Annotated in this window: 24 protein-coding genes; 10 read left to right on the top strand and 14 right to left on the bottom strand. The window is 37.9% G+C overall.

Features of this window, described 5'->3' with window-relative positions; genetic code table 11:
- Positions 1-8: 8 nt before the first annotated feature.
- Complete coding sequence (locus TRESU_RS14005) at positions 9-1,217, bottom strand: peptidoglycan DD-metalloendopeptidase family protein (RefSeq protein WP_013700635.1); 1,209 nt, start codon at positions 1,215-1,217, stop codon at positions 9-11.
- A gap of 60 nt (positions 1,218-1,277) precedes the next feature.
- Between TRESU_RS14005 and lepB the strand changes: the two genes are divergently transcribed.
- The 4 genes from lepB (at position 1,278) to TRESU_RS01895 (ending at position 6,644) form a co-directional block, all read left to right on the top strand.
- The gene (gene lepB / locus TRESU_RS01910) at positions 1,278-1,787 is read left to right on the top strand and encodes a signal peptidase I (RefSeq protein WP_013700634.1); all 510 of its coding nucleotides are present in this window, start codon (positions 1,278-1,280) and stop codon (positions 1,785-1,787) included.
- A complete protein-coding gene (locus tag TRESU_RS01905; protein WP_013700633.1) occupies positions 1,784-3,658 on the top strand; it encodes a penicillin-binding protein in 1,875 nt (624 codons plus the stop codon). The genes lepB and TRESU_RS01905 overlap by 4 nt, the downstream gene beginning before the upstream one ends.
- Positions 3,639-5,456, top strand: coding sequence for a motility associated factor glycosyltransferase family protein (locus TRESU_RS01900; protein WP_013700632.1), 1,818 nt, complete (start codon positions 3,639-3,641; stop codon positions 5,454-5,456). Before TRESU_RS01905 ends, TRESU_RS01900 begins: the two co-directional genes overlap by 20 nt.
- A 399-nt stretch (positions 5,457-5,855) precedes the next feature.
- Positions 5,856-6,644, top strand: a complete 789-nt coding sequence (locus TRESU_RS01895; protein WP_041611891.1) for a hypothetical protein — start codon at positions 5,856-5,858, stop codon at positions 6,642-6,644.
- Positions 6,645-7,007: 363 nt separating this feature from the next.
- On the opposite strand, the gene TRESU_RS01890 is transcribed toward TRESU_RS01895, so the two are convergent.
- Together TRESU_RS01890 and TRESU_RS01885 are read right to left on the bottom strand one after the other, a co-directional pair.
- Complete coding sequence (locus tag TRESU_RS01890) at positions 7,008-7,919, bottom strand: IS1595 family transposase (protein WP_013700533.1); 912 nt, start codon at positions 7,917-7,919, stop codon at positions 7,008-7,010.
- Positions 7,920-7,935: 16 nt separating this feature from the next.
- The gene (locus TRESU_RS01885) at positions 7,936-8,265 is read right to left on the bottom strand and encodes a hypothetical protein (protein ID WP_013700534.1); all 330 of its coding nucleotides are present in this window, start codon (positions 8,263-8,265) and stop codon (positions 7,936-7,938) included.
- Between the two features lie 296 nt (positions 8,266-8,561).
- Here TRESU_RS01885 and TRESU_RS01880 point away from each other — a divergent pair, with 296 nt between their 5' ends.
- Positions 8,562-9,275: an HD-GYP domain-containing protein gene (locus TRESU_RS01880; RefSeq protein ID WP_081454738.1), complete on the top strand. Its 714-nt coding sequence runs from the start codon at positions 8,562-8,564 to the stop codon at positions 9,273-9,275.
- Between the two features lie 238 nt (positions 9,276-9,513).
- Here TRESU_RS01880 and TRESU_RS01875 read toward each other — a convergent pair whose 3' ends face one another.
- Positions 9,514-10,296 carry an aldo/keto reductase gene (locus TRESU_RS01875; protein WP_013700631.1) on the bottom strand — a complete coding sequence of 261 codons (783 nt, stop codon included), beginning with the start codon at positions 10,294-10,296 and terminating at the stop codon, positions 9,514-9,516.
- Positions 10,297-10,413: 117 nt separating this feature from the next.
- Positions 10,414-11,868, bottom strand: coding sequence for a glycine--tRNA ligase (locus tag TRESU_RS01870; protein WP_013700630.1), 1,455 nt, complete (start codon positions 11,866-11,868; stop codon positions 10,414-10,416).
- A 1,021-nt stretch (positions 11,869-12,889) separates the two neighbouring features.
- On the opposite strand from TRESU_RS01870, the gene TRESU_RS01865 reads away from it, so the two are divergent.
- The 3 genes from TRESU_RS01865 to TRESU_RS01855 are packed head-to-tail and all read left to right on the top strand — an operon-like array spanning position 12,890 to position 14,814.
- Positions 12,890-13,609, top strand: coding sequence for a type I restriction enzyme HsdR N-terminal domain-containing protein (locus TRESU_RS01865; RefSeq protein WP_041611890.1), 720 nt, complete (start codon positions 12,890-12,892; stop codon positions 13,607-13,609).
- Positions 13,590-13,781, top strand: a complete 192-nt coding sequence (locus TRESU_RS01860) for a hypothetical protein (protein ID WP_041611888.1) — start codon at positions 13,590-13,592, stop codon at positions 13,779-13,781. The genes TRESU_RS01865 and TRESU_RS01860 overlap by 20 nt, the downstream gene beginning before the upstream one ends.
- Before the next feature lie 34 nt (positions 13,782-13,815).
- Positions 13,816-14,814 carry a virulence RhuM family protein/type II toxin-antitoxin system death-on-curing family toxin gene (locus TRESU_RS01855; RefSeq protein WP_013700629.1) on the top strand — a complete coding sequence of 333 codons (999 nt, stop codon included), beginning with the start codon at positions 13,816-13,818 and terminating at the stop codon, positions 14,812-14,814.
- A 240-nt stretch (positions 14,815-15,054) separates the two neighbouring features.
- Here the strand turns inward: TRESU_RS01855 and TRESU_RS01850 are convergent, their stop codons facing one another.
- Both TRESU_RS01850 and TRESU_RS01845 read right to left on the bottom strand, forming a co-directional pair.
- A complete protein-coding gene (locus tag TRESU_RS01850; protein WP_013700628.1) occupies positions 15,055-16,200 on the bottom strand; it encodes a hypothetical protein in 1,146 nt (381 codons plus the stop codon).
- A 137-nt stretch (positions 16,201-16,337) separates the two neighbouring features.
- Positions 16,338-16,553 carry a hypothetical protein gene (locus TRESU_RS01845; RefSeq protein ID WP_013700627.1) on the bottom strand — a complete coding sequence of 72 codons (216 nt, stop codon included), beginning with the start codon at positions 16,551-16,553 and terminating at the stop codon, positions 16,338-16,340.
- A gap of 279 nt (positions 16,554-16,832) precedes the next feature.
- Between TRESU_RS01845 and TRESU_RS01840 the strand changes: the two genes are divergently transcribed.
- A complete protein-coding gene (locus TRESU_RS01840) occupies positions 16,833-17,897 on the top strand; it encodes a hypothetical protein (RefSeq protein ID WP_013700626.1) in 1,065 nt (354 codons plus the stop codon).
- Between the two features lie 90 nt (positions 17,898-17,987).
- Positions 17,988-18,851, top strand: a complete 864-nt coding sequence (locus TRESU_RS01835; RefSeq protein WP_013700625.1) for a M23 family metallopeptidase — start codon at positions 17,988-17,990, stop codon at positions 18,849-18,851.
- Here TRESU_RS01835 and mnmA read toward each other — a convergent pair.
- From mnmA to TRESU_RS01800, 7 genes are read right to left on the bottom strand one after another with little or no spacing between them, the layout of a single operon-like run.
- Positions 18,848-20,068, bottom strand: coding sequence for a tRNA 2-thiouridine(34) synthase MnmA (mnmA, locus tag TRESU_RS01830; RefSeq protein WP_013700624.1), 1,221 nt, complete (start codon positions 20,066-20,068; stop codon positions 18,848-18,850). The genes TRESU_RS01835 and mnmA overlap by 4 nt on opposite strands.
- Positions 20,069-20,126: 58 nt before the next feature.
- Complete coding sequence (locus TRESU_RS01825; RefSeq protein ID WP_148228235.1) at positions 20,127-20,564, bottom strand: histidine phosphatase family protein; 438 nt, start codon at positions 20,562-20,564, stop codon at positions 20,127-20,129.
- Positions 20,565-20,574: 10 nt separating this feature from the next.
- Complete coding sequence (locus tag TRESU_RS01820; protein WP_052299476.1) at positions 20,575-20,925, bottom strand: histidine phosphatase family protein; 351 nt, start codon at positions 20,923-20,925, stop codon at positions 20,575-20,577.
- Positions 20,916-21,503, bottom strand: a complete 588-nt coding sequence (locus TRESU_RS01815) for a YigZ family protein (RefSeq protein WP_013700623.1) — start codon at positions 21,501-21,503, stop codon at positions 20,916-20,918. Before TRESU_RS01815 ends, TRESU_RS01820 begins: the two co-directional genes overlap by 10 nt.
- The gene (locus tag TRESU_RS01810) at positions 21,487-22,389 is read right to left on the bottom strand and encodes a hypothetical protein (protein WP_013700622.1); all 903 of its coding nucleotides are present in this window, start codon (positions 22,387-22,389) and stop codon (positions 21,487-21,489) included. The genes TRESU_RS01815 and TRESU_RS01810 overlap by 17 nt, the downstream gene beginning before the upstream one ends.
- A gap of 22 nt (positions 22,390-22,411) precedes the next feature.
- Positions 22,412-24,391, bottom strand: a complete 1,980-nt coding sequence (locus TRESU_RS01805) for a DNA topoisomerase IV subunit A (protein WP_013700621.1) — start codon at positions 24,389-24,391, stop codon at positions 22,412-22,414.
- A 10-nt stretch (positions 24,392-24,401) separates the two neighbouring features.
- Positions 24,402-26,495, bottom strand: a complete 2,094-nt coding sequence (locus TRESU_RS01800) for a DNA topoisomerase IV subunit B (protein ID WP_013700620.1) — start codon at positions 26,493-26,495, stop codon at positions 24,402-24,404.
- Between the last annotated feature and the right edge of the window lie 57 nt (positions 26,496-26,552).

Genomic DNA, 26,552 nt, shown 5'->3' with positions numbered 1-26,552 from the left:
TCTAAAATTTATTTTAAAACTGTAAGCGGATCTACAAGCTTTGAATTTTTATAAACTGTAAAATGAAGATGCGGACCGGTAGAATATCCAGTGTTTCCAACAAGTCCAATTCTTGTGCCCTGACTAACAACATCGCCTTTTTTAGCAATGATTTTGCTCATGTGCGCATACAAAGTCTGATAACCGTCATAATGATTTATAATCACATAATTTCCAAATACAGAAGAAAATCCTGTGTATGCAATTTTTCCGCTCATGGATGCATAAATCGGAGTTCCTGTAGGACAAGCCATGTCAATTCCAGTGTGATGGGATGCAACACCAGTAAACGGATCCGCGCGCGAACCAAATCTTGAAGTAAGCCTGTATCTTATTTTCAGTGGATTTGCAAAAAGCTCTCCCATTGCCTTCCGCAAAGAATTGCTGTCCAGCCTTGCTCCCGGAATAAAAATTTTCTGTTCTTCCTGTAAATTTTCAGATGACAAGTCATTTATATCAAGCAAATCAGAAACAGAAACAGAATATTTTTTTGAAATAGAATCAAGAGTTTCATTTTTTAAAACCAAGTGAACAAGTCCGTCTACAGAAGGAACTGAAAGTTTCTGACCTGCATAAATTGAGCGGACGTTTCCAATATTATTTATAGCAATCAATGTTGAAATATTTGAAAGTCCGAATCTTGAACTTATTCCGCTTATCGTATCGCCCGGCTTTACCGTGTAATTCTGAAAAACAACAGGCTGCTTCAAAAGAACAGAATTGGTCTCAAGTTTAATTCCGTCTTCAGAAAAAATATTTCCCTCGCTGTCAAAATATGAACTCCGGTCAAAGGCAAATTCACTCATCGCATTGTCAAGAGCCTGAAACTCCTCCATTGAAACAGGATTTAAATTTATATTTTTTGCAAAACTTTCAGAAAAGGAAATAAACTTGGAAACAAAAAAAGGTGAAGCCGCGCACAAAACAAAAACAGGAACAAGCCATGCAAACCGGGAAGCAATTTTTATCCTCTTTCCTGCAACTCCAATCTGCCCACGAAGATTCTGAATAAATGAGAAAATATTAAAATCAGATCTAACTGAATTTGCGCTAAAAACATTTCGTGTTCTATAAACAGGCTTTGCAGAAGTACGAACGCTACGCAAAACATTGTGTCGAATCAAGTGTGTAGTATTTTTTCTAAAAGCAGAAGATTCCAAGCAATTTATTATTTCCATATTTTCAATATCGACAAAAAAAGTTTTTGATATTAGCAATTATTGACGATGAATATAGTAATGAAAAATAACTCACCAGAATCAAATTTTTGGAAATATATACTCGCAGGAATTTTTATAGGAGCCGCAATAAAAATTTTCGCCTTTGACATTCTTTCTGTGCAAGGAATTTCAATGGAACCTTCAATTCATAACAACGAAAAAATTTTAGCCTGCAAGCTTTCATACGGAATCGTAAATCCATTCGGCAACTCAACTTTAATCAGATGGAAAAATGCAAAAACTGGAGACATTGTAATTTATTTTTATAAAAACAGTCTTGTTGTAAAAAGGTGTGTTGCCACAGAAGGCGACTCCCTAGAATATTCATCAGATTCAGGATATACTTTGCACGTAGGAGAAAAAAATTACTCGCTTACAGAACTTCAGTATAATCTGATAAAAAACAGCCCTTGTGTTCCACGAGGAATGATTCTTGCAATAGGAGATAATTTTGAAAACTCAATTGACTCAAGAACTTACGGCTTTGTGGCACAGAAAAATATTTTGGGCAAGGTGATTTTTAAATGAGTGTTTTTTTTAATAAATTCCGCATTGGATTTATTTTTTTTATATGCGCAGTCGGGCTAGTTTATGTTTATGTGAAATTTGCAAAGCTGGCTTTTTATCCGCAGAAAAAAACAATTACAGCTCCAGTAACAATTGAGCGCGGTTCAATCACAGACCGAAACGGAAAACCGCTCGCAGTCCAGACAAATTTCTACCACTTTGTTGTAACTCCAAAACTCATAAAATATCCAGATGAATTCGCTGAAAGAATTTGCTCTCCATTAAACATGGGAATACAAGAAATCACACAAAAAATTCAAAATGCAAAAAACGCAAATTTCATTTATATCAAGAAAAAAATTTCCCAGGAACAATACGACGAGCTTATAAAAATAATTGATGAAAACAATTACTACAACTTCACCCGCTTTGACAAAATTCCCGGCCGGCTTTATCCAGAAAATTCTTTGGCAAGCCAGCTAATAGGCTACATGGGCGATGACGGAACTGGATTAAGCGGAATTGAATATTCCAAGCAAAACATTCTTTCTCCAGAACCAAATCCCGATGCAACTGGAACAATCCACGGAAGCAACGTTTATTTAACAATCGACTCAGGGCTTCAGTATAAACTTGAAAAAATCGCAAAGCAATCAATGGAAGAAACTCAAGCTGAAAGTCTGATGCTGATTGCTGCAGATGCAAAAAACGGAGAAATACTCTCATACATAAGCTTGCCATCCGCAAATTTAAATGAATACACTTCTGCTTCAACACAGGAAATGACAGACAGAGCATCTGTTACAGCTTACGAGCCGGGAAGCGTGTTCAAAATTTTTTCAGTGGCATCGTTCCTTGATTCAAAATCAATTACCGCTGATGACAGTTTTTTATGCGATGGAATTTATCAAAGAAAAACTACCGCAGGCGAAACAATCAGAATAACTTGTCTTGACCATCACGGCTGGCTTAACGCAAGAAGCGCGCTGAAATATTCATGCAATGATGCGCTGGCACAGATGAGCGAAAAAATAACAACAGAAGAATTTTTGTCTTACATCAGGCGGTTTGGATTTGGAGAAAGAACTGGCGTTGAGCTTCCGTCAGAAACAAGAGGCTCTGTAAAAAATCAGAACGACAGATACTGGTCTGCACGAAGCAAGCCCACAATGTCAATCGGCCAGGAAATAAGCGTGAGCGCGCTGCAAATGGTTCAGGCGGCAACAGTTCTTGCAAACAAAGGCGTTCAAATAAAACTTACATTTATAAAAAAAATAGCGGACATAGACGGAAAAACTGAATACGAGCATGAGCCGACTTACGGAAACCGCGTTTTAAAAAGTTCAACAGCGGACTATCTTTTAAGCTGCATGGAAACAACTGCAAAAAGCGGAACGGGAACAAGAGCTTCGTTAAGAGACATTTCAATCGGTGTAAAAACAGGAACTGCGCAAATGGCAGATACCGTAAACGGCGGATATAGCAATACGGACTTTCTTTCAAACTGCATGGCAATTTTCCCAATCGAAAATCCGCAGATTGTTTTGTACATCGTTATTGAAAAAGCAAAAGGCGAAACTTACGCAGGAAGAATTGTAGCTCCAGTAATTGCAAAAGCCGCTGATGAAATAATCGATCATCTGGGAATAAACCGTGAAGGAGCCGCAAGCCTTGAACATTCAGGCCGCATCACAATAAAAGAAAATTTGCCGCTTTCAATTGGAAAAGTCGTGCCAGATTTTACAGGACGCCCAAAAAGAGATTTGATTCCGCTTTTGGCAAGAGATGACTTAAACTTTGTAATAAAAGGCGAAGGCTGGGTTGCCGATCAAAACCCAGAGCCTGGAACACCAATAACGGAGAATATGACTATTGAACTCGATTTGGAATAAAAATTATTCTTTGTTTAAAGAGCGTTTTCCGGAACTTTCAAATTCACTAGAAGTTAAGTTTTCAAATGAAATTGAATTTGAAACTGCAAAAAACGGAAGCCTTACTGCAAAAAGAAAAAATCTTTTGCTTCATTCAAAATATAATCCAGAAAAAGAAGCTGGCAGTCTTGTAAATAGTTTTGACTCAGAAAAAAAAGACACTGCGATTTTTCTTGGGTTTGGCTTAGGCTACGGACCTGTAGAGTTTGCAAAAAAAATTCCAGAACCGACTTTGATTATCATTGAGGAAGATACTGCATCTTTTTTTTCCGCATTAAGCGCAATAGACTGGTCGCCAGTTTTTAAGCATAAAAAACTAATATTCATAATTAGAGCTTCACTTGAACAAACTGCCGCATTAATTTCAAACTGCTCATATTCTAAAACTCATATTTTTAAAACCAAATCTCATACAGCACACAATCAAGAATATTTTGATTCAGTTGAAAACATAATATTTCAGAACAAGCAAAAGGAAGAAGTCAACACAAACACTCTCGAAAAATTTTCAAGGCTTTGGCTAAGCAACAGCTGCAAAAATTTAGGCTACATTGAAAAACTGGACGGAGTAAATAAATTTTTAAACACAGCAAACGGAATTCCTTTTGTAATTATAGCGGCAGGTCCTAGCCTAGAAAAAATTCTTCCGCATTTAAACGAAATAAAAGAAAGAGCAATAATTGTTTGCGTAGACACGGCTCTTCATTCGTGCTTGGAATTTAATGTTGAGCCGGATTTTATAATTCTTGCCGACCCGCAGTATTACTGCTCTCTTCATCTTGAATTTTTAAAATCACCTGAATCTATTCTTGTTACAGAAATCGCAGTTTACCCTTCCGTGTTCAGGTTTCAGTGCAAAGAAATTGTCTTGTTTTCTTCGATGTTTCCAATCGGAAAATTTTTTGAAAAGAACATTGGAGAAAAAGGCTTGCTTGCGGCTGGAGGAAGCGTAACAACAACTGCATGGGACTTTGCAAGAATGTGTGGAGCTTCTGAAATTTATTTAGCAGGAATGGACTTAGGATTTCCAAACAAAGAAACTCACATTAGAGGCTCAAAGTTTGAAGAAAAAATTCATTACGAAAGTATTCGCACAAAAACAGCTGAAACAAAAAATATTCAAACTTTGTTTTCCGCCGCGCCATTTTACGCAAAAGACTACAACGGAAACGAAATTCTAACAGATAAAAAAATGCAGCTTTTTTCATGGTGGTTTGAAAAAAATTGCACAAGCGCATCTGCTCAAGGAATAAAAACTTTTTCACTTACACCAGAAAGCCTTGCAATAAATGGAATAGAAAAATTCAGCTTGGAAGAATTTCTTTTAAAGCCAATTGCAAAAGATAGAAAAAAAATATTTTTTGAAAAGGCCCAAGAGAATAAGAAAAAACTGTCAAACTCAAAAGGAATTTCTTTTGAGCAGCAAAAAAGTCAATTTGGTGAAAACTTAAAAATCCTTGAGTCCTTTGCAAAAAGAGGAATCAATCTTTGCAACAAAGCGCTCCGCTCTCCTCTTGCAATTCCAGAAGTTTTTGGCAAGCTAAATGAAATAGATCAAAAAATCTCATCGTCTTCCGCAAAAGATGCGGCAGCCCTTGTATTTCCAACGCAAAGACAGCTCGATTCACTTTCAGAAAAAATTCCAAATAATTCAGAAGCAGAAAAAAAACTTTACAGCATACGTTATTCAAATCTGATTTACACTGAACTCTTAAAATCCATAAACCTATATAAAAAATTTTTTCCTAATTCCAATTAAAGTTTTTCCAAGCCTCACCGATAATATAAACGTGCAGTGATAGAAATTTACTACGGGCGGTTCTTTGAGAAATCTTAGAGGACATCCAGACGCCTGTAAAGAATTTCCATACATCTAAACAAAGATGTTAAATATCTCCGTGAGAAAAGATCAGAGGAAGTTGCCTTTGGTCTTTTCATTTTTTTAAATAAAACTGCATGACCAGTTTTTATAAATAGCCTCTAAAAACTTCAGTTTTTAAAGGCAACTCTGAGAATGCAATGTTTTAATTCGTGATATTATAACGAATTAAAACTTGCAGGTATCTATAAAAGCGAACTGTAAAGTGAGTTTTTATAGATACCCTATATATTAACTTTTCTAAAATTCTGCCGATAATAAAATGAATAGGAAAGAATTATGGTCAAATACAAAGTTGCAGAAATAAAACCTGACACACATTTCAACTCAGATGTAATGCTTGACTCTCTTTTTTTGCTGGCAACTCCACCGTGCGCAGTAACACCAGAAGTACTTTCATGTTTAAAAAAGTGGGGCTTTCTTGAAGTCTACAGCGAAGATGAAAAAATTCTTTCCAAAATTGAAGAAGATAAAAATCCAGAAAAAACAGAACACAAAAAAATTTCACTTGGGGAAACGGAATCAGTAGATCTTTCTGAATTTACAGATGAGGAAGATTCCGTTCCAGAAGAACAGATTCCTGAAAAATTTAAAACAAGCGAAGAAGTAGATCTTTCAGAATTTACTTCAGACACTCCAGAGCCAGAAAAAAAAGTCCAGCCGCAAGTTCAGCCACAGCAGATTTTTCAGCAGCAAAACCCAACGCCAGTTTTTCAGAATCCAGCTGCGCAAGTGCAACCTGCTTACCAAAATTTTTCTGCAAACGCAAATCAGCAGACAGCACAGCAGCCTTTTAATTTCCCTTCCGAGCCGGCTTCTATTTCAAAAGAAGAAGACAATAGAAAACTTTTAGAATCACAAAACGCCTACGACAAATTTATGGAATTTATAAATTATGTCTACACAAAATATGCGACTCAAAAAATAATTTCATTGCCAGAGCTAAACGGAAAAGTGCTTGAGCTTTGCAACTTTGTAAGGGAAAATAAAAAATTCCTGCTTAGAATTTCACCGAGCTTTGAAGCAAGAAATAAAAACTTTCGGAATTATCCCCTAACACACTCTTAGTTATTAAAAAAAACAAGAAATATTACAAACGACAAAACTATATTTCTTGTTTTTTTATTATATGCTAAAATTCAAAATCTTTCCATATTAAATCAAAAAAATGTTCATCATAAAAATCAATGTAATTTTTTTTACACCTCATTAAATTTATCCTTTTAAGAGGCTTTCTGTATCATATTGACAAATAACTTATAAATGCTTAATATTATACAAAAAGCGAGAACATTTGTTCCCTTTGTTAATAAATATCAGATTGCCGTTTCCCAAAAGTATCTGATAATCCGTTTCAAAAGCCTTTCTTTCGCCAAAAAGAAAGGCTTTATCTTTATACTATACATTTCAAGGATTTAAATCAATATTGAATTATGCCGCAAATATCCCCTGCTTTAACAGTACATCAAATGAGCTTGTTCCGTTGTTCTGCCGGAAACAGAATTCGTTTACATATTCCTGCAAGTAGTCTACAGAAACGTGATGATAAATTCCGAGAATTCCACGCTTCAACAGTGCCCAGAACGATTCAATTCCGTTTGTATGAAGTCCGTTGCCGAGGCTGTAAATGCTTTCTAAATGATTTACGCTGATTCTGTAGTAGTTGTTTTTATTTGTGTTTTTATGGTTCATAAAATTGTAGCCTCTAAAATCATCGGTCAGAACCGTTGCGTCTTTCTTGCATACGCTGTCAAGAATATTGAAAAGCTGCTTTCCTGTAAGTTTCTTGCCTTCTTCGTTTGGAAGTGCTACCTTTGCGAATACGTGGCTTGAACTTCTTTCTTTTACACCTACAACAGGAGTTTTTTTAGTTCCACGTCCACGCTTTGAAGGCTCTGTTTCGCCGTTCATTTTTCTAGGTTTACCGCCGATATATGTTTCGTCAATTTCGACCATTGCTTCAAATGCTTTTGACATATCAGTGTTTCCCATTGCAGAGCGTATCTGCTTGAGCATTCTCCACGCTGTTTTATATGTTACGCCGATTTCACGCTGTAACTGCAAGCCGGAAATTCCTTTTTTAGAATTCAAAAATAAATGGATTGCATAGAACCATTTACGCAGGTCTGTTGATGACTTTTCAAAGATTGTGTTTTTGAATGGTGAGAATGTATTATTGCAGTTATGGCAGTTACAAAGTTTTAGATTGTCATTTCTGTGCTGAACACGAACTTTTGAACCGCAGTGAGGGCATATAAGAACATCGTTATATCTGATTTTGAGAAAGTATTTTATAACGGCTTTTTCAGTCGGAAACTTTATCATAAAATCAAAGAATGTCATATATGCCTCCTGCTTTTTAGTTTTTCAAAACAGAATCAATAATCAACCTGCTTACTGTTTTATTCTGTTCTTTTGCTTTTTGTTTTATTGCCATTTCCTCAGATTCAAGGCAGGAAATGACAATCCGTCCGTTTTTATATCCTGTATTATTTGTTGTGCTTCCTTTTTTTCTGCCTGCTCCGGCTCTTGTTCCGCCGTGCTGTGTTGTTTTTTCCATAAAATCACCTACATTATAAACCTTAACGCAATATCCAAAACTTGAAGAATTAAAATTGCTATCAGTATTTTTTCCATTCTGTTCATTATTGACACTCCTATATAATTTGATTATTTTTAAACCGTTCATAGATATTGGCGGTATCTATGAACGGTGGAAAACTAAGCAGACAGCTTAGAAACCAGGTCAAGTATGAACTTTAGAAGTTCTAGCAGAAAAACCAGCAAGGCGATTTTGTCTGCTCTTGACCACAGTTTTTTCTTTTTTCGTTTCACATTTCTATTACCTCCTGATGTTTATAATATAATACATCTTGATTATTATGTCAATAAAAATCAAATAAAAATGTAAAAAAAAATATGAAAATTTGTCGAATTTTATGTTATATTAAGAGTGTATGAGGGGATAATTCCGAAAACTTTTTAATAAGCCACAGCCTTAGAACTGCGATTTTTGCAATCATAATCGGACTGCAAATAAAAATGCCTTATGAAAAACTTATAGAACTTGGAGTCGCAAGCATTCTGCATGAAATAGGACAGATAAGACTTCCGCCTCAGCTTTACATGAACAACAATCCGCTTAGCCATTCAGAAAAAGCGCAGATGCAAACTCATACTGTAATCGGGTATAATATTGTGAGAACCGCAGGGCTTCCGCTTACAATTCAGCTGGGAGTTTTAGACCACCACGAACGCGAAAACGGAACTGGCTATCCGCGGCATCTTTTAAAGAACAACATTTCGCTCTACGGAAAAATAATCGGCGTGGCTTGCTCATTTGAAGCAATCACCGCTCCAAGAAATTTCAGAGAGGCAAGAACAACTTACGAAGGCATGATTGAAATGCTAAAGAACAGCAATCATCTTTATGACGAAACTGTAATCAAAGCGCTGTTGTACAGCATTTCGCTTTTCCCAATCGGAGCATTTGTTTTTCTTTCAAATGGAAGAGTCGGACAAGTTGTTGATGTTTCTCCAACAAGCCCTAAAAATCCTATTGTTCAAATTGTGGGAAGCGTAAATCCAGACGGAACGCCAAAAAGAATTCAGACAGATGACAATGCGATAAAAATTGTGCGCACAATGAACAAAGAAGAGTCCGCAGATTTGCGGAAAGCCCTTGGCGACACTTTGTAAAATCAGTTGATTTAATACTGTCATTCCTGTGCCACGACAATTGTCATTTTCATGCTACGTCAATTGTCATTCTCCAACTTGATCTGCGATGGTTGCTTAGCAAACTCGGTTAGGAAATCTAGCAGATTTTTAGATTGCCGGATCGAGTCCGGCAATGACAAAAAAAAACAAATTATTAACCAAGTTTATTTCAGAAACATCGCAGGGTCAAGCCCGATAATGACATTGCTCTAACTTGTTAATTGAAAAAGTTCTGAACCTTTTGCACTTCTTCTTTAAATGACTTGTCAATGACTGGCGGATGGTCGTTAAAAAAAAGAATTTGCTGAAGCTCTTCCTGAGTATGAGTTCCCCAGACAGGAACAACATTTTCAAACTGATGCAAAAAGCCAAAAGCCAAAGGAATGTCGTTTACAACTCCGCCGTTTAATGGCTGTGAAGCAATGCAGCCAACTTCTTTTTCCTGGCACAATTTTACAAGAGCTTTAACTGAATCCGGAGAAATCATGCTGAACGGAAACTGAACAACTTCGTAAAGACCGCTTTCAATAGCTTCTTTTGCAATGTCGTAATTTTCCGTTGCAATTCCAATGTGCTTTACAATTCCTTTTTCTTTTAAAGACAAAAGCTCATTGTAAATTCCGTCCATGCCGTTTTTCTTTGGAACAATAAGCGGATTTTCAAGCTGAAACAAATCAAGAGTGTCGCTTTCCAACGACATAAGGCTTTCATCCAAATCACGGCGGATTTCATGCAAGTCCTGGCCGGAAGTTTTTGTTGCAAGAATTACATTGTGCCTTATTCCATGCAAGGCAGCTCCCAGGCGTTTTTCACAGACTGGCTTGGAATGCGATGTGTCAAAAAAATTCATTCCGCCAGCATAAGCCTGATGAACAATAGCGCAAGCCTTTTCGTCTGCATCTTTACCGAAATTTTCGATTTCCTTGCAGTCAAGGCTTTCCGCGCCAAAAGCAGTGCGGCTAACCAGAAGATTTGTTTTTCCGAGAGCAACGTATTCCATAACTTGCAACCAGCCTTAAATAAGTCTAATGACGAATTTTGCCAATACAACTACTAACTGTCATTTGAAATAAGATTGCAGAATCAAGTCCGGCAATGACAAATGACAGTTAAACAGTTAGCGTTTTACAGGAACGTAAGATTTTATTTCCTTCTGAATAAAAGGAATCAAATCATCAAGAGAAACTCTTTTCTGCTCCATTGAATCACGGAAGCGAACTGTAACAGTATTGAAATCCGCGCTGGAAGAATCAAGCGTGTCATGGTCTACTGTAACACAGAATGGAGTTCCAATTTCATCCTGGCGTCTATAGCGTTTTCCGATTGTTCCGCTCTGATCGTAATCAGTAACAAAATCTTCTTTTAGAATATGCTGAATTTCTTTTGCCTTTTCTGCAAGTCCGTCTTTTTTCATCAAAGGAAGAACCGCAACTGTAACAGGCGCAAGACGAGGATCAAGATGAAGAACTGTTCTAAAGTCTTCAGGTTCGCCTTCTTTTGCAACATTCTGCTCTTCGTAAGCCTCGCAAAGGAACATAAGGAAGTTTCTGTTAAGTCCGGCGGAAGTTTCAACAACGTAAGGAATGTAGCGTTTGTTTCCGTCGTCCTGATCGATATAGTGCATATCTTTCTTTGAATACTGCTCATGCTGCGAAAGGTCAAAGTCTGTGCGGCTGTGAATTCCTTCAATTTCCTCAAAGCCAATCGGGAACTTGTACTGAATGTCGTAAGCGTCCTTTGCGTAGTGAGCCAGCTTATCGTGATGATGCCAGTTAAGATGGTCTTCTGCAATTCCGTATTTCAAATAGAAATTCCAGCGGTCTTTTCTCCAGCGCGCAAAAGTTTCATCTTCTGTTCCCGGCTTGCAGAAATATTCCATTTCCATCTGCTCAAATTCGCAAGTGCGGAAAATAAAATTCTTGAAGATAATTTCATTGCGGAACGACTTTCCAACCTGGGCAACTCCGAACGGAATTTTCATTCTGTTTGACTGAACGATATTCTTGAAGTCTGTAAAAATTCCCTGGCAAGTTTCCGGGCGAAGATAAACCAAAGAAGCTTCTGTGGCAACTGGTCCCTGATGAGTTTTGAACATCAAGTTAAATTCACGCACATCAGTCCAAGAATGTTTTCCGCAAGTCGGGCAGTTGATTTTTTCATCAATAAAAGCCTTCATTTCTTCGTGGCTCATTGTATCAACCGGCTTTGAAGGAGTTTCGCCAGTCTTGTCAAAATAATCTTCAATAAGCTGATCAGCGCGGAATCTTGCCTTGCATTCTGTGCAGTCAATCATCGGATCAGAAAAATGTCCTACATGGCCGGAAGCTTCCCAAGTTGTGTGATGCTGAAAAATCGCAGAATCAAGGCCAACAACATCATCATGAAGCTGAGTCATATAATGCCACCATTCGTTCTGAATGTTGCGCTTGAATTCAACGCCAAGAGGACCGTAATCCCATGCGCCAGCCATTCCGCCATAAATTTCAGAAGCCTGATAAACAAATCCTCTTCTCTTGCAAAGACTGATGATTTTGTCCAAAGTGCAAGCATGCACATCTTTTTCTTTTGCCATAAAAACCTCATCTTCGACACTGGTGTGTGCCGCATAAAATTCAATTTGCAGATTTTAACACATAAATTGATTTTTGCCTATATTCGCAAGGGTTTTCAGCAGGGCAAACGCATTATAAATGTATTCAGCATAAAACTGGCTCCCAGACACGGTTTTCTGGTTCAAAATCGCGCAATAATGGGGATGTCCAATAAGTATCTTTTTTGTCATTCATAGGCTTTTATAGACTTGACCCGAAATTCTAAATGCATATATTACAATCATTTAGAAATTGTTCAGCAATGACATTCAGAACTTATTGGACATCCTCTGATTGTTGCAAAGTAACTATAGAATTGCCCGCTCACGCGGTCGCAGCAATCAGAGTGTTTTTGCCCCAGAAACCGTTCCTTCGCGCAAACTTTACTTAAATTATTTATAATGCGTTTGCCCTGGGATTTTCAGCGGAACAAGGAAATTCGCTGTTATAGTTGCCGTGCTAATTTGGAAAATCTAACAATTTTCTTGTATTTTAGCATCTAAAAACTGAAGGAATACTTCCTAACTCCTGAAGTGAGTATTCCTAAGACCTGAAGTGAATATCCCTAAGACCTGAAGTAAGTATTCCTAAGGCCCTTAGAGAGTATTCCTTAGGGTCTTAGGAAGTATTACTCAGCCTCTTAGAAAGTATCGCTACGGGTCTTAGGAAGTATTCCTTTTGTTTTTATGACAGAAAGTACTGAAATGTCAAAACAACGATAAAAAACGTACCCAGTCCGTTAAGCAAATATAGTTACTATGTTTAAAAATAAGGGGCTGTCCTAGAAGTTATTAACAGACTTCAAAAAGGGCGGCCTTTTTTATGTTATTAGGGCTGCCCATTTCTTTTTGGACAGCCCCATCTTTTTCAATATGCGAGCTTCTCCGGTCAAGCCGGAGGATGACAGGTTGCCGGGCTAAAGCCGATAATGACACGTCATTTTCATTTCTTTTATAATCTGCATTTTCTGTGTTATAATTACTCCGTTTTTAGAGGGTAAAAATGAGTGATATTTTTGACATAAACGAAATGACGGAAGAGGACATAAAGCTTCAGTATATCACGCCGGCGCTGCTTTCAAAATGGGACATCAAAAAAATCACTATGGAAACTTCGCCTCTGAATAAATTTACAGACGGAAAAGTGCGCATAAAAGGAAACATTCCCAGCCGCGATAAAGGCAAGCAGTGCGATTATGTTCTTTGGCACAACAAGGGAACACCTCTGGCAATTGTCGAGGCAAAAGACAACAATCATTCATCCTCTTACGGAATGCAGCAGGCAATTTCCTACGGAATTATGATGAATGTTCCGTTCGTCTACACGTCAAACGGAAGCAGTTTTTTTGAGCACGATTTTACGACCGGAATTGAAAAAGAATTTCCGCTTTCCGGCTTTCCCACTGCAGAGGAATTATATAATAGATGGAAGAATGTGGATACGCAAAAAATTGTGGAAGTGGAAAACCGCGCGCAATATTCGATTGACGGAAACACAAAAACTTATGAAGTTCCGCTTTTGTACGATGAAAAGCTTCTGGACTACACGGAAAAAGACGCATTCGACGTAATCCTGATGAATCCACCTTACGGCGGAAGCGAAAAGGAAGACATCAAGCAGAACTTTCCAGCCGACCGGCGAAACCTGGTTTTACCGGGTGGACATTCCAAGCGACCGCAAGCACTTCAGCAAGACAAAGCCGATGGAGCTAAAGCACTTTGACGGCTGCATTGCCTGGTGGAGCAACCGGACAGAACTTCTTGATTCCGACGGAAACCCGAAGGCAGAAAAGCACACCGCAACGGAACTGCTCGCCAATGACTGCAACTTTGACCTCTGCGGCTACCCTCACGAGGAATTGGGATATAGAAAAATAGCAGTCAGCAAAAACTGAGTGGCTAATGAGTAGGAAAACAGGAGCAGACAAAATGACCGATTTGTCAAAGGGTGAAATAAAAATATACGAGCATAACGGCTCTAATCAAGTGGAAGTCATTATGCAGGACAATTCTATTTGGCTTAGTGCAGAAAAGATTGGAGAACTTTTTGACAACAAAGACCGGTCTACAATTCAACGCCATATAAAGCATATCTATGAGGAAGATGAACTCTCAAAAGATTCAACTTGTGCATTTTTTGCACAAGTCCAAATGGAAGGAACAAGGACTGTTACAAGAAATATTCCATATTATAATCTTGATGTTATTCTTGCAGTTGGTTACAGAGTATCATCTAAGATTGCGACGGGCTTCAGAAAATGGGCGACAGATATTCTTCATCAATATGTCGTAAATGGGTATGTTGTAAATGAGCATTTGTTAAAAAAAGAACACGAAAAACTGATAACTCTCCAGACTTTAACAAATTCCCTTGCACAAAGCATAAAGTCTAAAAAGCTAGAAAATCTTGATGATATAAAGAAAGCAGTGAACTTTTTACAGGATTTTTCAAACGGACTTGTTCTTTTGGATGATTTTGACCATGGAAACCTTGATAAGAAAGGAAAAACAGAATCTCCTGCACAAAGAATTTCTGAAAATGAATTTTTGGAAGTAATAAATACAATGAAACCAGCTTTTGAAAGCGATGTTTTTGCAGTTCCCAAAGATGACGGTTTCACAGGAGCCGTAAACAACATTTACCAGACTTTTGGCGGCAAGGAATTGTATCCCACTTTGGAAGAAAAAGCTGCCATGCTTTTATATTCAATTACAAAAGACCACTGTTTTCATGACGGAAACAAACGCATAGCCGCCAGTTGTTTTTTGTATTTTATGCAGAAAAATAATATGCTTTACATAAACGGCAAGAAACGCATAGATGACGACACTCTTTTTTCAATTACCCTTTTTATTGCCGAAAGTAAAACAGAAGACATGGAAATGTTCCGCCAGATAATCATCAGTATTTTGAACAGGAGCAAATAACATGGCACAGATAAAAAAGACACAAGCTTAAGAAAAGCGATTCTGCAGGCGGCGGTTACGGGGCGGCTGATTTCTACGGTGGTTGAGCCTGCCGAAACCACCATTGAAACCGGCAGGCAGCTTTTGGACAGAATTATCGAGGAACGCAACAAAAAGGTGCTTGAAGAAACAAAAAAGAATCACACGGATTTGCAGATTTCTACGAAATCTGCCGGAAAAATAAGGGGCAATATAGTTACTTTATTTTTCAGTTTCACATGCATTGTAACTGCTACTAGCTTGGATTGTATACGAGTCTGTGCTGCCACCGCTGATCATCAGGTCTTTGAACTTTAGCTCGCTTTCACTGAATTCTTTTTTGCAGCCTATGGCAAAGTTGCGCAGGTTTACGGTCATAAGCCTGTTGTGAGCGTACATTTTGCCGTTCTTTTTGCCGTCATAATCCGGCAGGACAAAGTTTGCGCCGCAGTCTGCAATCACAAGCTCCTTAGGGCGGATTGCTACAATGCGCATTGGCCCGTAAAAGTGCGAATTGCGCTCGGCATAATCTGGAATGTAAGCAGTGATTGATGTCCATTTTTTTACATAATTTTCGGCATTTTCAACATTTGTTGCGCTTATTGTTCTTTGAGAATCTGTCCAGCCAATAACTTTTTCAACTTTAGACAAGTCCGAAGACAAAAGAACGAGCGCGCCGCGGCTGTATACAATACTGCTTCCATCAGTGCTAAGCGACATATTGCCAAAGCCTTCTGTTTCAGTACCCACGCCAACAGAGCGCACAAGGACTGCCACTGTTCCGTCTTCAAGAACCGCCATGTCTGTTATTGTGCCTGAAACACCAAAATCAGCTAAAGTTTTTTTCGCTTTTACTTCGGTTGTTCCACTCGCGTAGTCGAATGTCGCATATTCAATTGAATTATCAAATGAATAATAAAGATTTTCACCTCTAATTGCGCAATTTCCAAAACTATTCTGGGTAATTCCTGTGTTATATTCTTCTTCAGAAGCGCCTTCTGCATTTTTTTTGTATAAATATAGATTACCACCGTCTGTATTACGAATAAGCCAATAAATATCTGTTGTGCTGTCATAGCAACCGTCAAAAAATCCTGTATTTGTTTTAGTAATAGTAAATTTTATTCCTTCGTTATTAGTTGTAAAGTTGTAGTTATATATTTTGTAGTTACTAGTGGATTGGTCAAGTTTCGTATAATAAATGCTTCCATCATTGCCTTCTGCAAAATAGGAATATTGAGGAGAATTAGAATCAGTAGACCATGTTTTCTTCTCAGTGCAAGTTGAATAGTCGTAGGCATACGTAATCCACCCACGGTAATCAGGAAGAAGCATATACTTTGAATAGAAAACGCCCTCAAGAATCATTTTTATTGTGCAATCTGTGGTTTCGCCGGCTTTTACTTTGATTTCTGCGCTTCCGCTTCCTTCAAGAAGATTTTCGGCAGTGTTCCAGGCTTCAGCCTCTGCTATATAAGTTCCCGGCTCAAGCTCGCCAAACTCTATTACCCCCCCAGAGAACCTTCTTCTGTTTGGTCAAAGTTGTCATTATAGAGGCGCACAATAAATTTGTCGGCATCGTCCTTGTTATAGGCGGCACGAGAACTTCCCGGCAGGGCAACACGGACAGAGCCGTTTTCGCCGGAGCCGGAGCTCATGTTCATGCATGAAATAAATGCAAATAAAAATGCTGGTAAAATAGAAAAAATAAGTTTTTTCATAATGTTCCTCCTTGGTCAGGGATTCCCGTGTCGCTGAGCGGGAATGACATTTTTTTGTCAGTAAATGCTATCACCTTGTCATTATCCGGCTTGACCAGATAATCTGCACCGAAAAACAACAGTCCTTATAATTATGATTCAAAATATTCTATTTGTCAGCATTTGAGGGCATTTTTTTTTAACTTTTTTATTGCGCAATCTGTTTACAAACAAAATGGCTCATTTACAAAATTCCAATGGCATTGAAAATTATCATTCCTTTCTATAAAATAGCCTATTATGAATTTTAATAAGAAAAAAAAGAATCTGCTTGTTCCTATAGCCGTTATATTTTGCGTTTTGTACATTATTTTTTCAGTGCAACCAATGGGCCATGAAATTCATTTTACGCCGGAATGGACAGAGGACATTTCACATATTCAAGAAAATTCAAATAACACAAAAAAAATTCCATTTAAACTTTCACAGAACATAGGATATTTTACCCCTGACGGAAAAATTGTTTCAGCAATAACATTTCCTTTTAAATCAACAATTTCAGAAAAATGGTATGCTGCATTCGGGGCAAGCGGCACAAAGACTGACTTTTTTTTCGCGGACGGAACTTTGGCAGGAACAATCAACGAAGCTGGATTTCCATTTTTTGACCAAGACAGAATCTTTGTAATGCAGCCGGGCGGAACTGCTTTTGTAAAATGCGATTCAGAAGGAAAGTGTGAATGGAACTACGAGCATTATTCGCCAATCACCGCATTTTCATCAAGCAAAAATGGAACTGCCGCAGGATATGCAGACGGAACTGTCATTTCTTTTTTGCCTGACGGAAAAATTGACCAGAAGTTTGCGCCGGGCGGAAGCAATTGCGATGTGATTCTTGGAGTTGCAATTTCTGAGAACGGAAACAGAATCGCCTGCGTTTCAGGACAAGACCAGCAAAGATTTATTGTCGCGGAAAAAAACGGCGGACATTCAAAAGTAATTTTCCATGAGTATCTTGAAAATTCCATTTCACGCCAGACGCTTGTAAAATTCAACAACAATTCTGATTACGTTTATTACAACGGAAAAGATTTTCTTGGAATCGTCAATACAAAAAAATCTACAAGCAAGAAAATTCCAATCAAAGGAAAAATTTCCCAAATAGAATTTTCCGATGACAATGAGCTTGTTTTTGTTCTTAGCAAAGACGAGGAAAAATACACGGTAACAATTCTTGAATCTTTTATTTATCCAATGGCATCGTTCAGTTTTGAAGGCGAATGCTCATTTATTAAGACTTATGAAAATTCGATTTTCATTGGACGAAACACAAAAATTTCTAAAATTTCAATTTCAAAAAAATAACTGTCTAACAGGATTATCGGGTCAAGTCCGATAATGACATAAAACCATAGTGCTTGAAATTGGACTTAAATACTTCTTGCGGAGAAAAAAATGAAAAAAATAATTTTAACTTTAACCTGCGCATTTTTCAGTTTCTGCGGATTTTCCTTCGACTGGCCTCAAAAAGAAACTAATTCAGATTCATTCTATTCATATTTCGGACAGCTCCGCGGAGGCACAATAAATTCCTCGCTGATTTTTAAAGATCCTTCAGAAGTCAAGGCAGCAGACAAAGGAAGAATAACCGCCATAATTTCAGACCATAGCGATGATTTTGGCTGGTTTGAATCCGCTTTGGGAAACTCCGTAATTATTTCGCATGAAGACGGACTTTCAACAGTTTACGCAAATCTTGACGACAGTTCAATTTCAAAAGAAATAGAAGAAAAGCAATTTGTTGAATCTGGAGAATATCTTGGAACAAGCGGAAACACAGGCTGGCAGGAAGAACAAAGCTGCCTTGAATTTAAAGTCTTTGATTCAAAAAACAGTTCCGCTGTAAATCCAAGGATTCTTATGCCTCGCGCAGGAAGAGAACTTCCGCTTGCAATGGGAACAATAACTTTAAAAGACAAAAACGGAGTCTCGCACAATCTTTTGAACGAACGAAGATTGCCGGCAGGAAAATATTACGTCTACAGAACACGACAAAATGTTGCAGTTCCGTACAAAATAATCACAGCTGTAAACGGAGCGACTGTAGAAAATATTTCTTATGATGTTTTAAAAGAAAGTGCCGGAAAACTTTGCGTAAAAGGAAATGAGTCTTACAGCGTTAAAGAAATTTATCCAGACGACACAAAGCAATTGGCAGGAATTGTTCAGCTGAACAAAGGCTCTTGCACGCTGACAATTACAATTGTCAACATTCTGAATTCAGCCTCAACAATTTCCTACAAACTGGACATTTACTAGGCTTTGATTGCCTTTGAAATAATTCCGCCGCCAAGTGTTATTCCGTCTTTATAAAAAACAATGGACTGGCCTGGAGCAACTGCCCGCTGCGGCTCGTCAAACACAACCTTGTAAGATTTGCCGCAAAACTCTTCATTTTCCAACGGCTGATACGGCACAACATGGGCTTTTACAGGCTTTGAAGCAAGGCGGATTTTTACCATCGCATCAAATTCGCAGCAAGGATCGTAGTCGGCAGGCCAAACCAAATCATCCGCAATAAGACCTGAACAAAACAAGTCGCTGTCTTTTCCAAGGACAACCAGATTTTTCTCCTTGTCAATTTCTGCAACGTAAAGAGGATAAGGCGCGCTCACTCCAAGTCCTCTTCTCTGCCCGATTGTATAATGCTCAATTCCTTTGTGGCGGCCAAGAACTTTTCCATCCAAATCAATAAAGTCTCCCGGCACAGAAGGCTTGTCCTTGAACATATATTCTAGCATTGGAGCCGGAATAAAATCCTGACTTTCTTCTTTTTCAGCAGCCTTTAGTCCACGTTCACGAGCCATTTTAAAAATTTCTTTTTTGCTGAAACTTGCAAGCGGAAAACGGACTTTCTCTAAAATCGCACTCGGAATTCTGTACAAAAAATAAGCCTGGTCTTTTGTAATATCAAGCGCAGTGTGAATTTGAACTGGACGGCATTTTCCCCTTTCATCTTTTGAAGCGTTTTCTCCATAAACTAAAAAAAGCGGCTCTGTTCCGCGCACGGCTTTTGCATAATGACCTGTGCAAAAATAATCGTATTCAATTCCCAAGTCTTTTAAGCCGGAAAGCATCGCGCCAAATTTTATAAAGCGGTTGCATCTTATGCACGGATTCGGTGTGCGGCCGTTTCTATATTCGCGCTTGAAATATTCTATTACTTCCTGCTGATATTTTTCTTTAACGTCAACAACGACATACGGAATGCCTTGCTCTGCGCAAAACTTTCTGTTTTCTTCTATATCTTCAACTTCCTTAGGACTGTAGCAGCTGTCTGGAATTTTATAATCGTCAGGCAGATTTAAATCAGCCTCTTGCCACAAAGACATTGTTACACAAGTTACATCGCATCCTTTTTCTTTTAAGAGCATTGCAGTCATTGTAGAGTCAACGCCACCAGAAAGTCCCACAACAACTCTGTCGCCTTTCTTCGGAAGCTCAAGCTCTTCATAAGTCATTGAATTATAATTCATAAAGCAAGTATAAATAGAATCAATAAAAAATTCAATTTTCCATAAAATAAAAGTTGCCTTAAATAGAAAGGCAGTTTCCAAAAAATCCGGACGCAGAAACTTTTTCATTTGCACCGATTAAATGGCTCACGTCTCCCATCTGCTGAATTCTAAAAACAACTTCTCCTGGAACTCTTTCTTCAGCGCCAACAATTGTAACAGAGCTTGGAGCAACAAAAAATCCTTGCCAAAGCTGAACAGGACTAATACCTGTAAGATGGCTTAGCATAACAAACATCACGCCCAGATGACAAACAAAAACAAGATTTTTTTCATCCAAATCTTTTTGCTCAGGTTCAAGGTGCGTATCAATCAAAGATTCTTCTTTTGAAATATGCGGCAAGCAATTGTACAAAGGAATTTTTGAATCAATGCGGTTGTAGTCATAAGATGCCAAAATCTCATCAAGCCCGTGGCAAACTTCCTTGTAATGAAATTCTATGTTTCCACTTTTCATTGATTTTGTCTTAAAAAAACTTTGAACGTCTTTGTATTTTTTTTTCGCCAAAATAATCGCGCGGAAGCCAGTCCCATGCAATTCTGTTTTCGCCGGTTTTTAAATCTTTTATGTCGTAACTAAATTCTCTAAGCCAAGGCAATGTTGAAACTTTCATAGGCTGCTTTGAAAAATCTGCATGGATATTTTCCAAGCAGGCTTTTGCCGTAGCCTGAGCGCGTCCCATCGGAGAAACAAAAAATTCTGTAGCATTCAATTTTGAAATGCGCTTGCCCAAAAGTTCTATTTCACATTTTCCTTTTTCTGTAACAGAATCAATTGAATAATCAGGATCTCCATGACGAATAAAAATCAAATGCATTTTACTGTTCCTTTTGAAATATTTTTTATTTGCTCAAGAAATGTATTTTTTTCAGATAGAAAAATTTCACCTTTGACAGAAATGTCAGTTCCAAAGTTTTCAGTCAGATTTGAAATATTAAAGCCTTCAAATAAGTGTTTTACAGTTTGATACAAATCATAGCCGCACGAAAACGAAAATGAAGATTTTTCAACATAGGGTTCCGCCTTGCAAATGGAAAGAACTTCTTTTGCGCTTTCACTGTAAGCATGGACAAGTCCGCCTGTTCCTAAAAGTGTTCCGCCGAAATACCTTGTTACCGTAAGCAAGATATTTGTAATTCCGCTTCCTTTTAAAACATCAAGGACAGGACGCCCTGCTGTTCCGCTTGGCTCGCCATCATCGCTCATTCCAAAAGTTTCAGATTTTAAGCCGACAGAAAAAGCGTGAACTACATGAGTCGCGTCAAAATATTTTTGCTTAACTTCGTGAAGTTTTTCTCTTGCCTGCGCTTGAGTTTCAACTGGAAAAACTTCTGAAATGAAGCGGGAATTTTTTATGACAATCTCAGCTTTTGATTCTTCAAGAAGAACCTTCATTTTTATCTCCGCCAATCATTCCATTAACGCTCAAAAATGAAAAATAATAAATTGGAATACAATAATAAACTTTTGCAAGAATTGTGTAATATTGAAGGAACGCATAAAATCCAAGCAAAAGAGAAATAAAATTATTTTTTCCAGAAAGAACTGCATTAAGAAAAACCGCAACAAACAAAACCGCAAAATTTTTCAAGCAGACAAAAATCACAAAGCCCATATAATGAAAATATCTTCCACGGATAATAAAAAGGCTTTTTTTAATTGCATCCTTCAAATTGATTTTTTTATTTTCAAGAAACGCATTCCAAACAAAAATAAACGGAAGAAAGCAAAAAACAAAAACAAAAAAGAAAATCACTGTATAAAAAAGAGCAACTGTAAAAGCTTTTGCAATTTTTTCAGAATCAAGCTGGTTTAAGTTTTCATTTGAAAATGCCTGAGAAAAAAAACTTGAGCAAGAAATAATTTTTTCTTTAAAAACAAAAATCAATGCGGCAGAAATACACGCTACCAAAAATACAACAAGTGTAAAAAAAACAGAAGCGTAAAATATGCGCTTTGATTTTTCAAAGAATCCAGAGAAGATTCCTCCCGGAGAATTCCTTTTGCCAAGGACAACATTGGTAAAATCAGCGACAATTCCATAAGCAAGAGTAAAAACAACAATAAGTATCAAAGAAGTAAAAACAAACGAAATTGCATACCCGGCAACAGAGCCGTTAAAAAGCATTGCAGGAGAAAATCCGCTTGTAAGCAAAAAAGACAGCATTACATTAAAAAGCAAAAGCAGCAAAACTGAACGCGTAATGTTTTTTGCCAGCCGCTCCCTTAAAACCTGATACATTCTTTTATACTCAGGATTTTTTAATTTTTCTTTATCCAATTTTTTATTCCTGTTTTATAATTTATAAATCAAGTTTTGTCTGCAAACCTGAATCTTCAACTTTTATAGAATCAACTTCTTTGGACTCAAGCCGGATTCCGTTAGTCTTCAAGCCTTTTTCTTCAAAATCCTGCGCTTTAAATTCTTGGACTGTGATTTTCACACGAGGCTTTTTAGTGTAATTCAAAGAGAATTTAAATTTAGCTCTTGTATCAACGTGAAGCACTTCCATTCCGTCTGGCACAAAATTATAGTCGCGGTTCATAATCCAACCGGAAATTCGGCAGCGTTTTATAAAGCAGTATTTTGTTTTCGGATCGCGGTAAATTATTGTAAAGAGAATTTTGCTGATAATGTCCTTGTCCGCATAATTGCAAAACCAAATTCCTGAATCAACAAAAAGCTTGTCTGGCACATCGCAAACGCTCCAAAGTCCGCTCTTGCGCACAATAAGAATTCTGTCAAAAGGCGTAACTTTTAAAATTTCCCTTCCTCCATTAACAGAAGTTCCAAGGTAGCCTTTTTCATCATAGCGTAACGGAGTATCACGCTGGACAATTTGCTTTACATCGACTGCAGAAAATGAAGTTATTTTTGTCTGGCGTTCAAGAAGCGCAGGACTTATCGCTGTGTGATCCTGCTTTGGATCCAGCGCGGAAAATTTTTTAAGCTCATCAAGAATTCCGTCAAGATATTCAACAGCGCAATCAGTCAAATGTTTTAGCCGACGCGCAATTTCTTTTAACCGCTCATTGATAGCCTTTACCTGATCGCGGTTTTTATTTATGTCAAAAAGTGAAATCCGCCTGATTGGAATTTTTAAAAGCTTTTCAACATCTTCGTCCGTAACATCTCTTATAAGCTCATCTTTAAAAGGAACAAATCCATCTTTAACAGCTTTGTTTACAGATTCGGCGGTTTTCATTTGCTCAATAGATTTATAAATTCGCTCTTCAATGAAAATCCGCTCAAGCGTGCGCTGATGAAGTTCTTCTGTCAGAGAGCCGCGTTCAAATTCAAGCTCGTCTTTTATAATGCCGGTAAGTTTTTTTGCGTAATATTTTATAATTTCCGTAGCTGTCATTGCCACAGGCATATTGTCTTTTATAACAAGCATCTGGCAGGCAATTGATTTTTCGCAAGAAGTGTACGCATACAAAGCTTTTTCCACATCTTTGGAATAAACGCCACGAGGAAGTTTTATTTCAATATTGCAGTGGTCAGTTGTAAAATCTTCAACCGAACTTATTTTTATTTTTCCAGCTTTATAAGCCGCATCAATTGAATCAAGCAAATCTTTGGAAGTTGTCTCAAGCGGAAGTTCCGTTATAACAATCTTCTTTTCATCGCTCAAATCGAATTTTGCGCGTGTAATTATTTTTCCGTTTCCATCATTGTAATTACTTACATCCATCAAACCGCCAGTCGGAGAATCAGGATAGATTTCAAACGGCTCGCCACGCAAGGCTTTTATTTCGGCATCAAGAACTTCTTTAATATTGTACGGAAGAATTTTTGTGGACATTCCGACTGCAATTCCTTCCGCGCCGCCAAGAAGAACAACTGGAATTTTCGCACGAAAAGCAACAGGCTCTTTGCTTCGTCCATCGTAGCTTGGAACATATTCTGTAATATTCGGATTGTACAAGAATTTTTTCGCCAGAGGATGAACGCAGCATTCTATATAACGGGAGGCGGAAGCTGTGTCGCCAGTGTAAAGGTTCCCGAAGTTTCCCTGGCGCTGAATAAAAATTTCTTTGTTTGCAAGAACAACTAGCGCGGCTCCAATTGAAGCGTCTCCATGCGGATGAAATTTCATGCAGTCGCCTACAACACTTGCAACCTTGTGCATTCTTCCGTCGTCAATATTGAAAAGCGTATGCATTATTCTGCGCTGAACAGGTTTCAGTCCGTCTTCCAAATCTGGAATCGCACGGTCGCGGATAACGTAACTTGCATATTCTATAAAATTCTTGTCAAATAAATTTTTTATAAATGCCATTTAAAAATCCTTATGCATCAATGTCAGCATTGCTAAGCAAATGTTTTTCAATAAAAGCCCTTCGCTCAGGCGTGTTTTTTCCCATATAGAATGAAAGAAGTTTTGGCACCATTTTAAGCTGGCTTATTTCAACAGGTGTAAGATGAATTGTTTCCGGCGAAATAAAGTCTTTAAATTCTGAAGGGCTGATTTCTCCAAGTCCTTTGAACCGTGTTGTTTCCGCAGAAGAGCCAAGTTTTTTCTGGGCCTTGTCGCGCTCCTCCTCGCTGTAGCAGTAAATATTTTCTTTTTTATTTCTTACACGGAAAAGCGGAGTTTCCAAAATAAAAATTCTGCCGGAAGTTACAAGCTCCTCAAAATATCCAAGGAAAAATGTCATTACAAGATTTCTAATATGGAATCCATCGTTATCGGCATCGGTCGCAATTACGATTTTTGAATATTTTAAATTCTCAACATCCTGCTCAATTCCAAGCGCCATCATCAGCTGGTAAAGCTCGTCGTTTTTATAAATCTCACTTTGTTTTTTTCCGTACATATTTTCAGGCTTTCCACGCAAACTAAAAATCGCCTGATAATCAGCATTGCGTGAATGCGTCATCGTGCCGGAAGCAGAATCTCCCTCGGTTATAAAAATCATGCTGTTTTCGCCTTTTGCGCCATCCTGAATATGAAAACGGCAATCTTTCAATTTAGGAATTCTTATACTGATTTTTCTTGCGGCTTCTTTGGCCTCTTTTTTTACCGCGCTAAGTTCTGTACGGAGTTTTTCGTTCGCCTGAATTTTTTCCTGAATTTTTTTTGCAGCCTCAGGATTGTGGTGCAGCCAGTCATCAAGTCCGCTCTGTGTCTCTGAAACAATCCACTGGCGAATATCTGTGTTGCCAAGCTTGTTCTTTGTCTGGCTTTCAAAAACAGGATCCTTGACCTTTACAAGAACCGCAGCCGCCATTCCTTCGCGTATGTCTTCGCTTTTATATGAAGTTCCGTAAAAATCATTTATTCCTTTTACAAATCCTTCTTTAAAAGCCGCAAGATGAGTTCCGCCGTCCGCAGTGTACTGACCGTTTACAAATGAAAAATAATTTTCACCGTAGCTATTTGTATGTGTAAAAGCAAACTTCAACCGATCGCCCTGATAGCTTCCTATTGCATAAAGCGAAGTTCCTTCAATCTCCTTATTAAGCAAATCGAAAAGTCCATTGTCGCTTTTATATTCCTTGCCGTTAAGCTTTAAAGTAAGACCTGCATTTAAATAAGCATAATTCCAAATTCTTTTTTCAACAAATTCCATGTTGAAATTGTATTTTCCAAAAATCGCTTCGTCGGGAACAAATTCAAAATAAGTTCCGTCCGGCTGCTTTTGCTTTAAATTTCCAGAACGCTGGCTTACAAGTTTTCCCTGCTCAAAAACAGCTTCTGCGCATTGTCCTGCACGAACAGAAACTACGCGGAAATAAGAAGAAAGTGCGTTTACGGCTTTTGTTCCGACTCCGTTCATTCCAACTGAAAACTGGAAAACATCGTCATTGTATTTCGCGCCGGTATTGATTTCTGAAACGCATTCAACAACTTTTCCAAGCGGAATTCCACGTCCATAGTCGCGGACTTTTACACGGCTGTCTTTTACTTCGATTTCAATTTTTTTGCCAAAGCCCATGATAAATTCATCAACGGCATTGTCAACAACTTCCTTCAGCAAAATATAAATTCCATCGTTCTGGTTTGAACCATCACCCAAACGTCCAATGTACATTCCAGAACGCAAGCGGATATGTTCAAGCGCATCAAGGTGAATAATCTTATCATCTCCGTAGTCTTTGCTTTTTAAGGCAACTGGCTTTGCGGAGGCTTTTACAACGGAAACGTCAGGAGTTTTTGAAACAACATTTGACTCTTTTTTTATTTCTGATTTTTTTAATGCAGGAATTTTCTTTACGGGAACTTTTTCTTTTGCAGCGGATTTTTTTACTGCTGTTGTTTTTTTTGCAGTCTTTGTCGCTGTCTTTGAAATTTTTTGTTTTGGCTCTGGCTTAGATGCCTTTGAATTTTTTGCAGATGATTTTTTTACTGCCGAAGTTTTTTTTTCAGTTTTTCCACCCATAACGCTCTATTTTAATGTATAAAATAAAATTCTTCAATGTAAGAAAAAATTCAGTTG

This window comes from Treponema succinifaciens DSM 2489 (genome assembly GCF_000195275.1).
Taxonomy (GTDB): Bacteria; Spirochaetota; Spirochaetia; order Treponematales; family Treponemataceae; genus Treponema_D; species Treponema_D succinifaciens.
The sequence above is the reverse complement of the archived record's forward strand: the minus strand, read 5'-3'. Positions and strand labels throughout refer to the sequence as shown.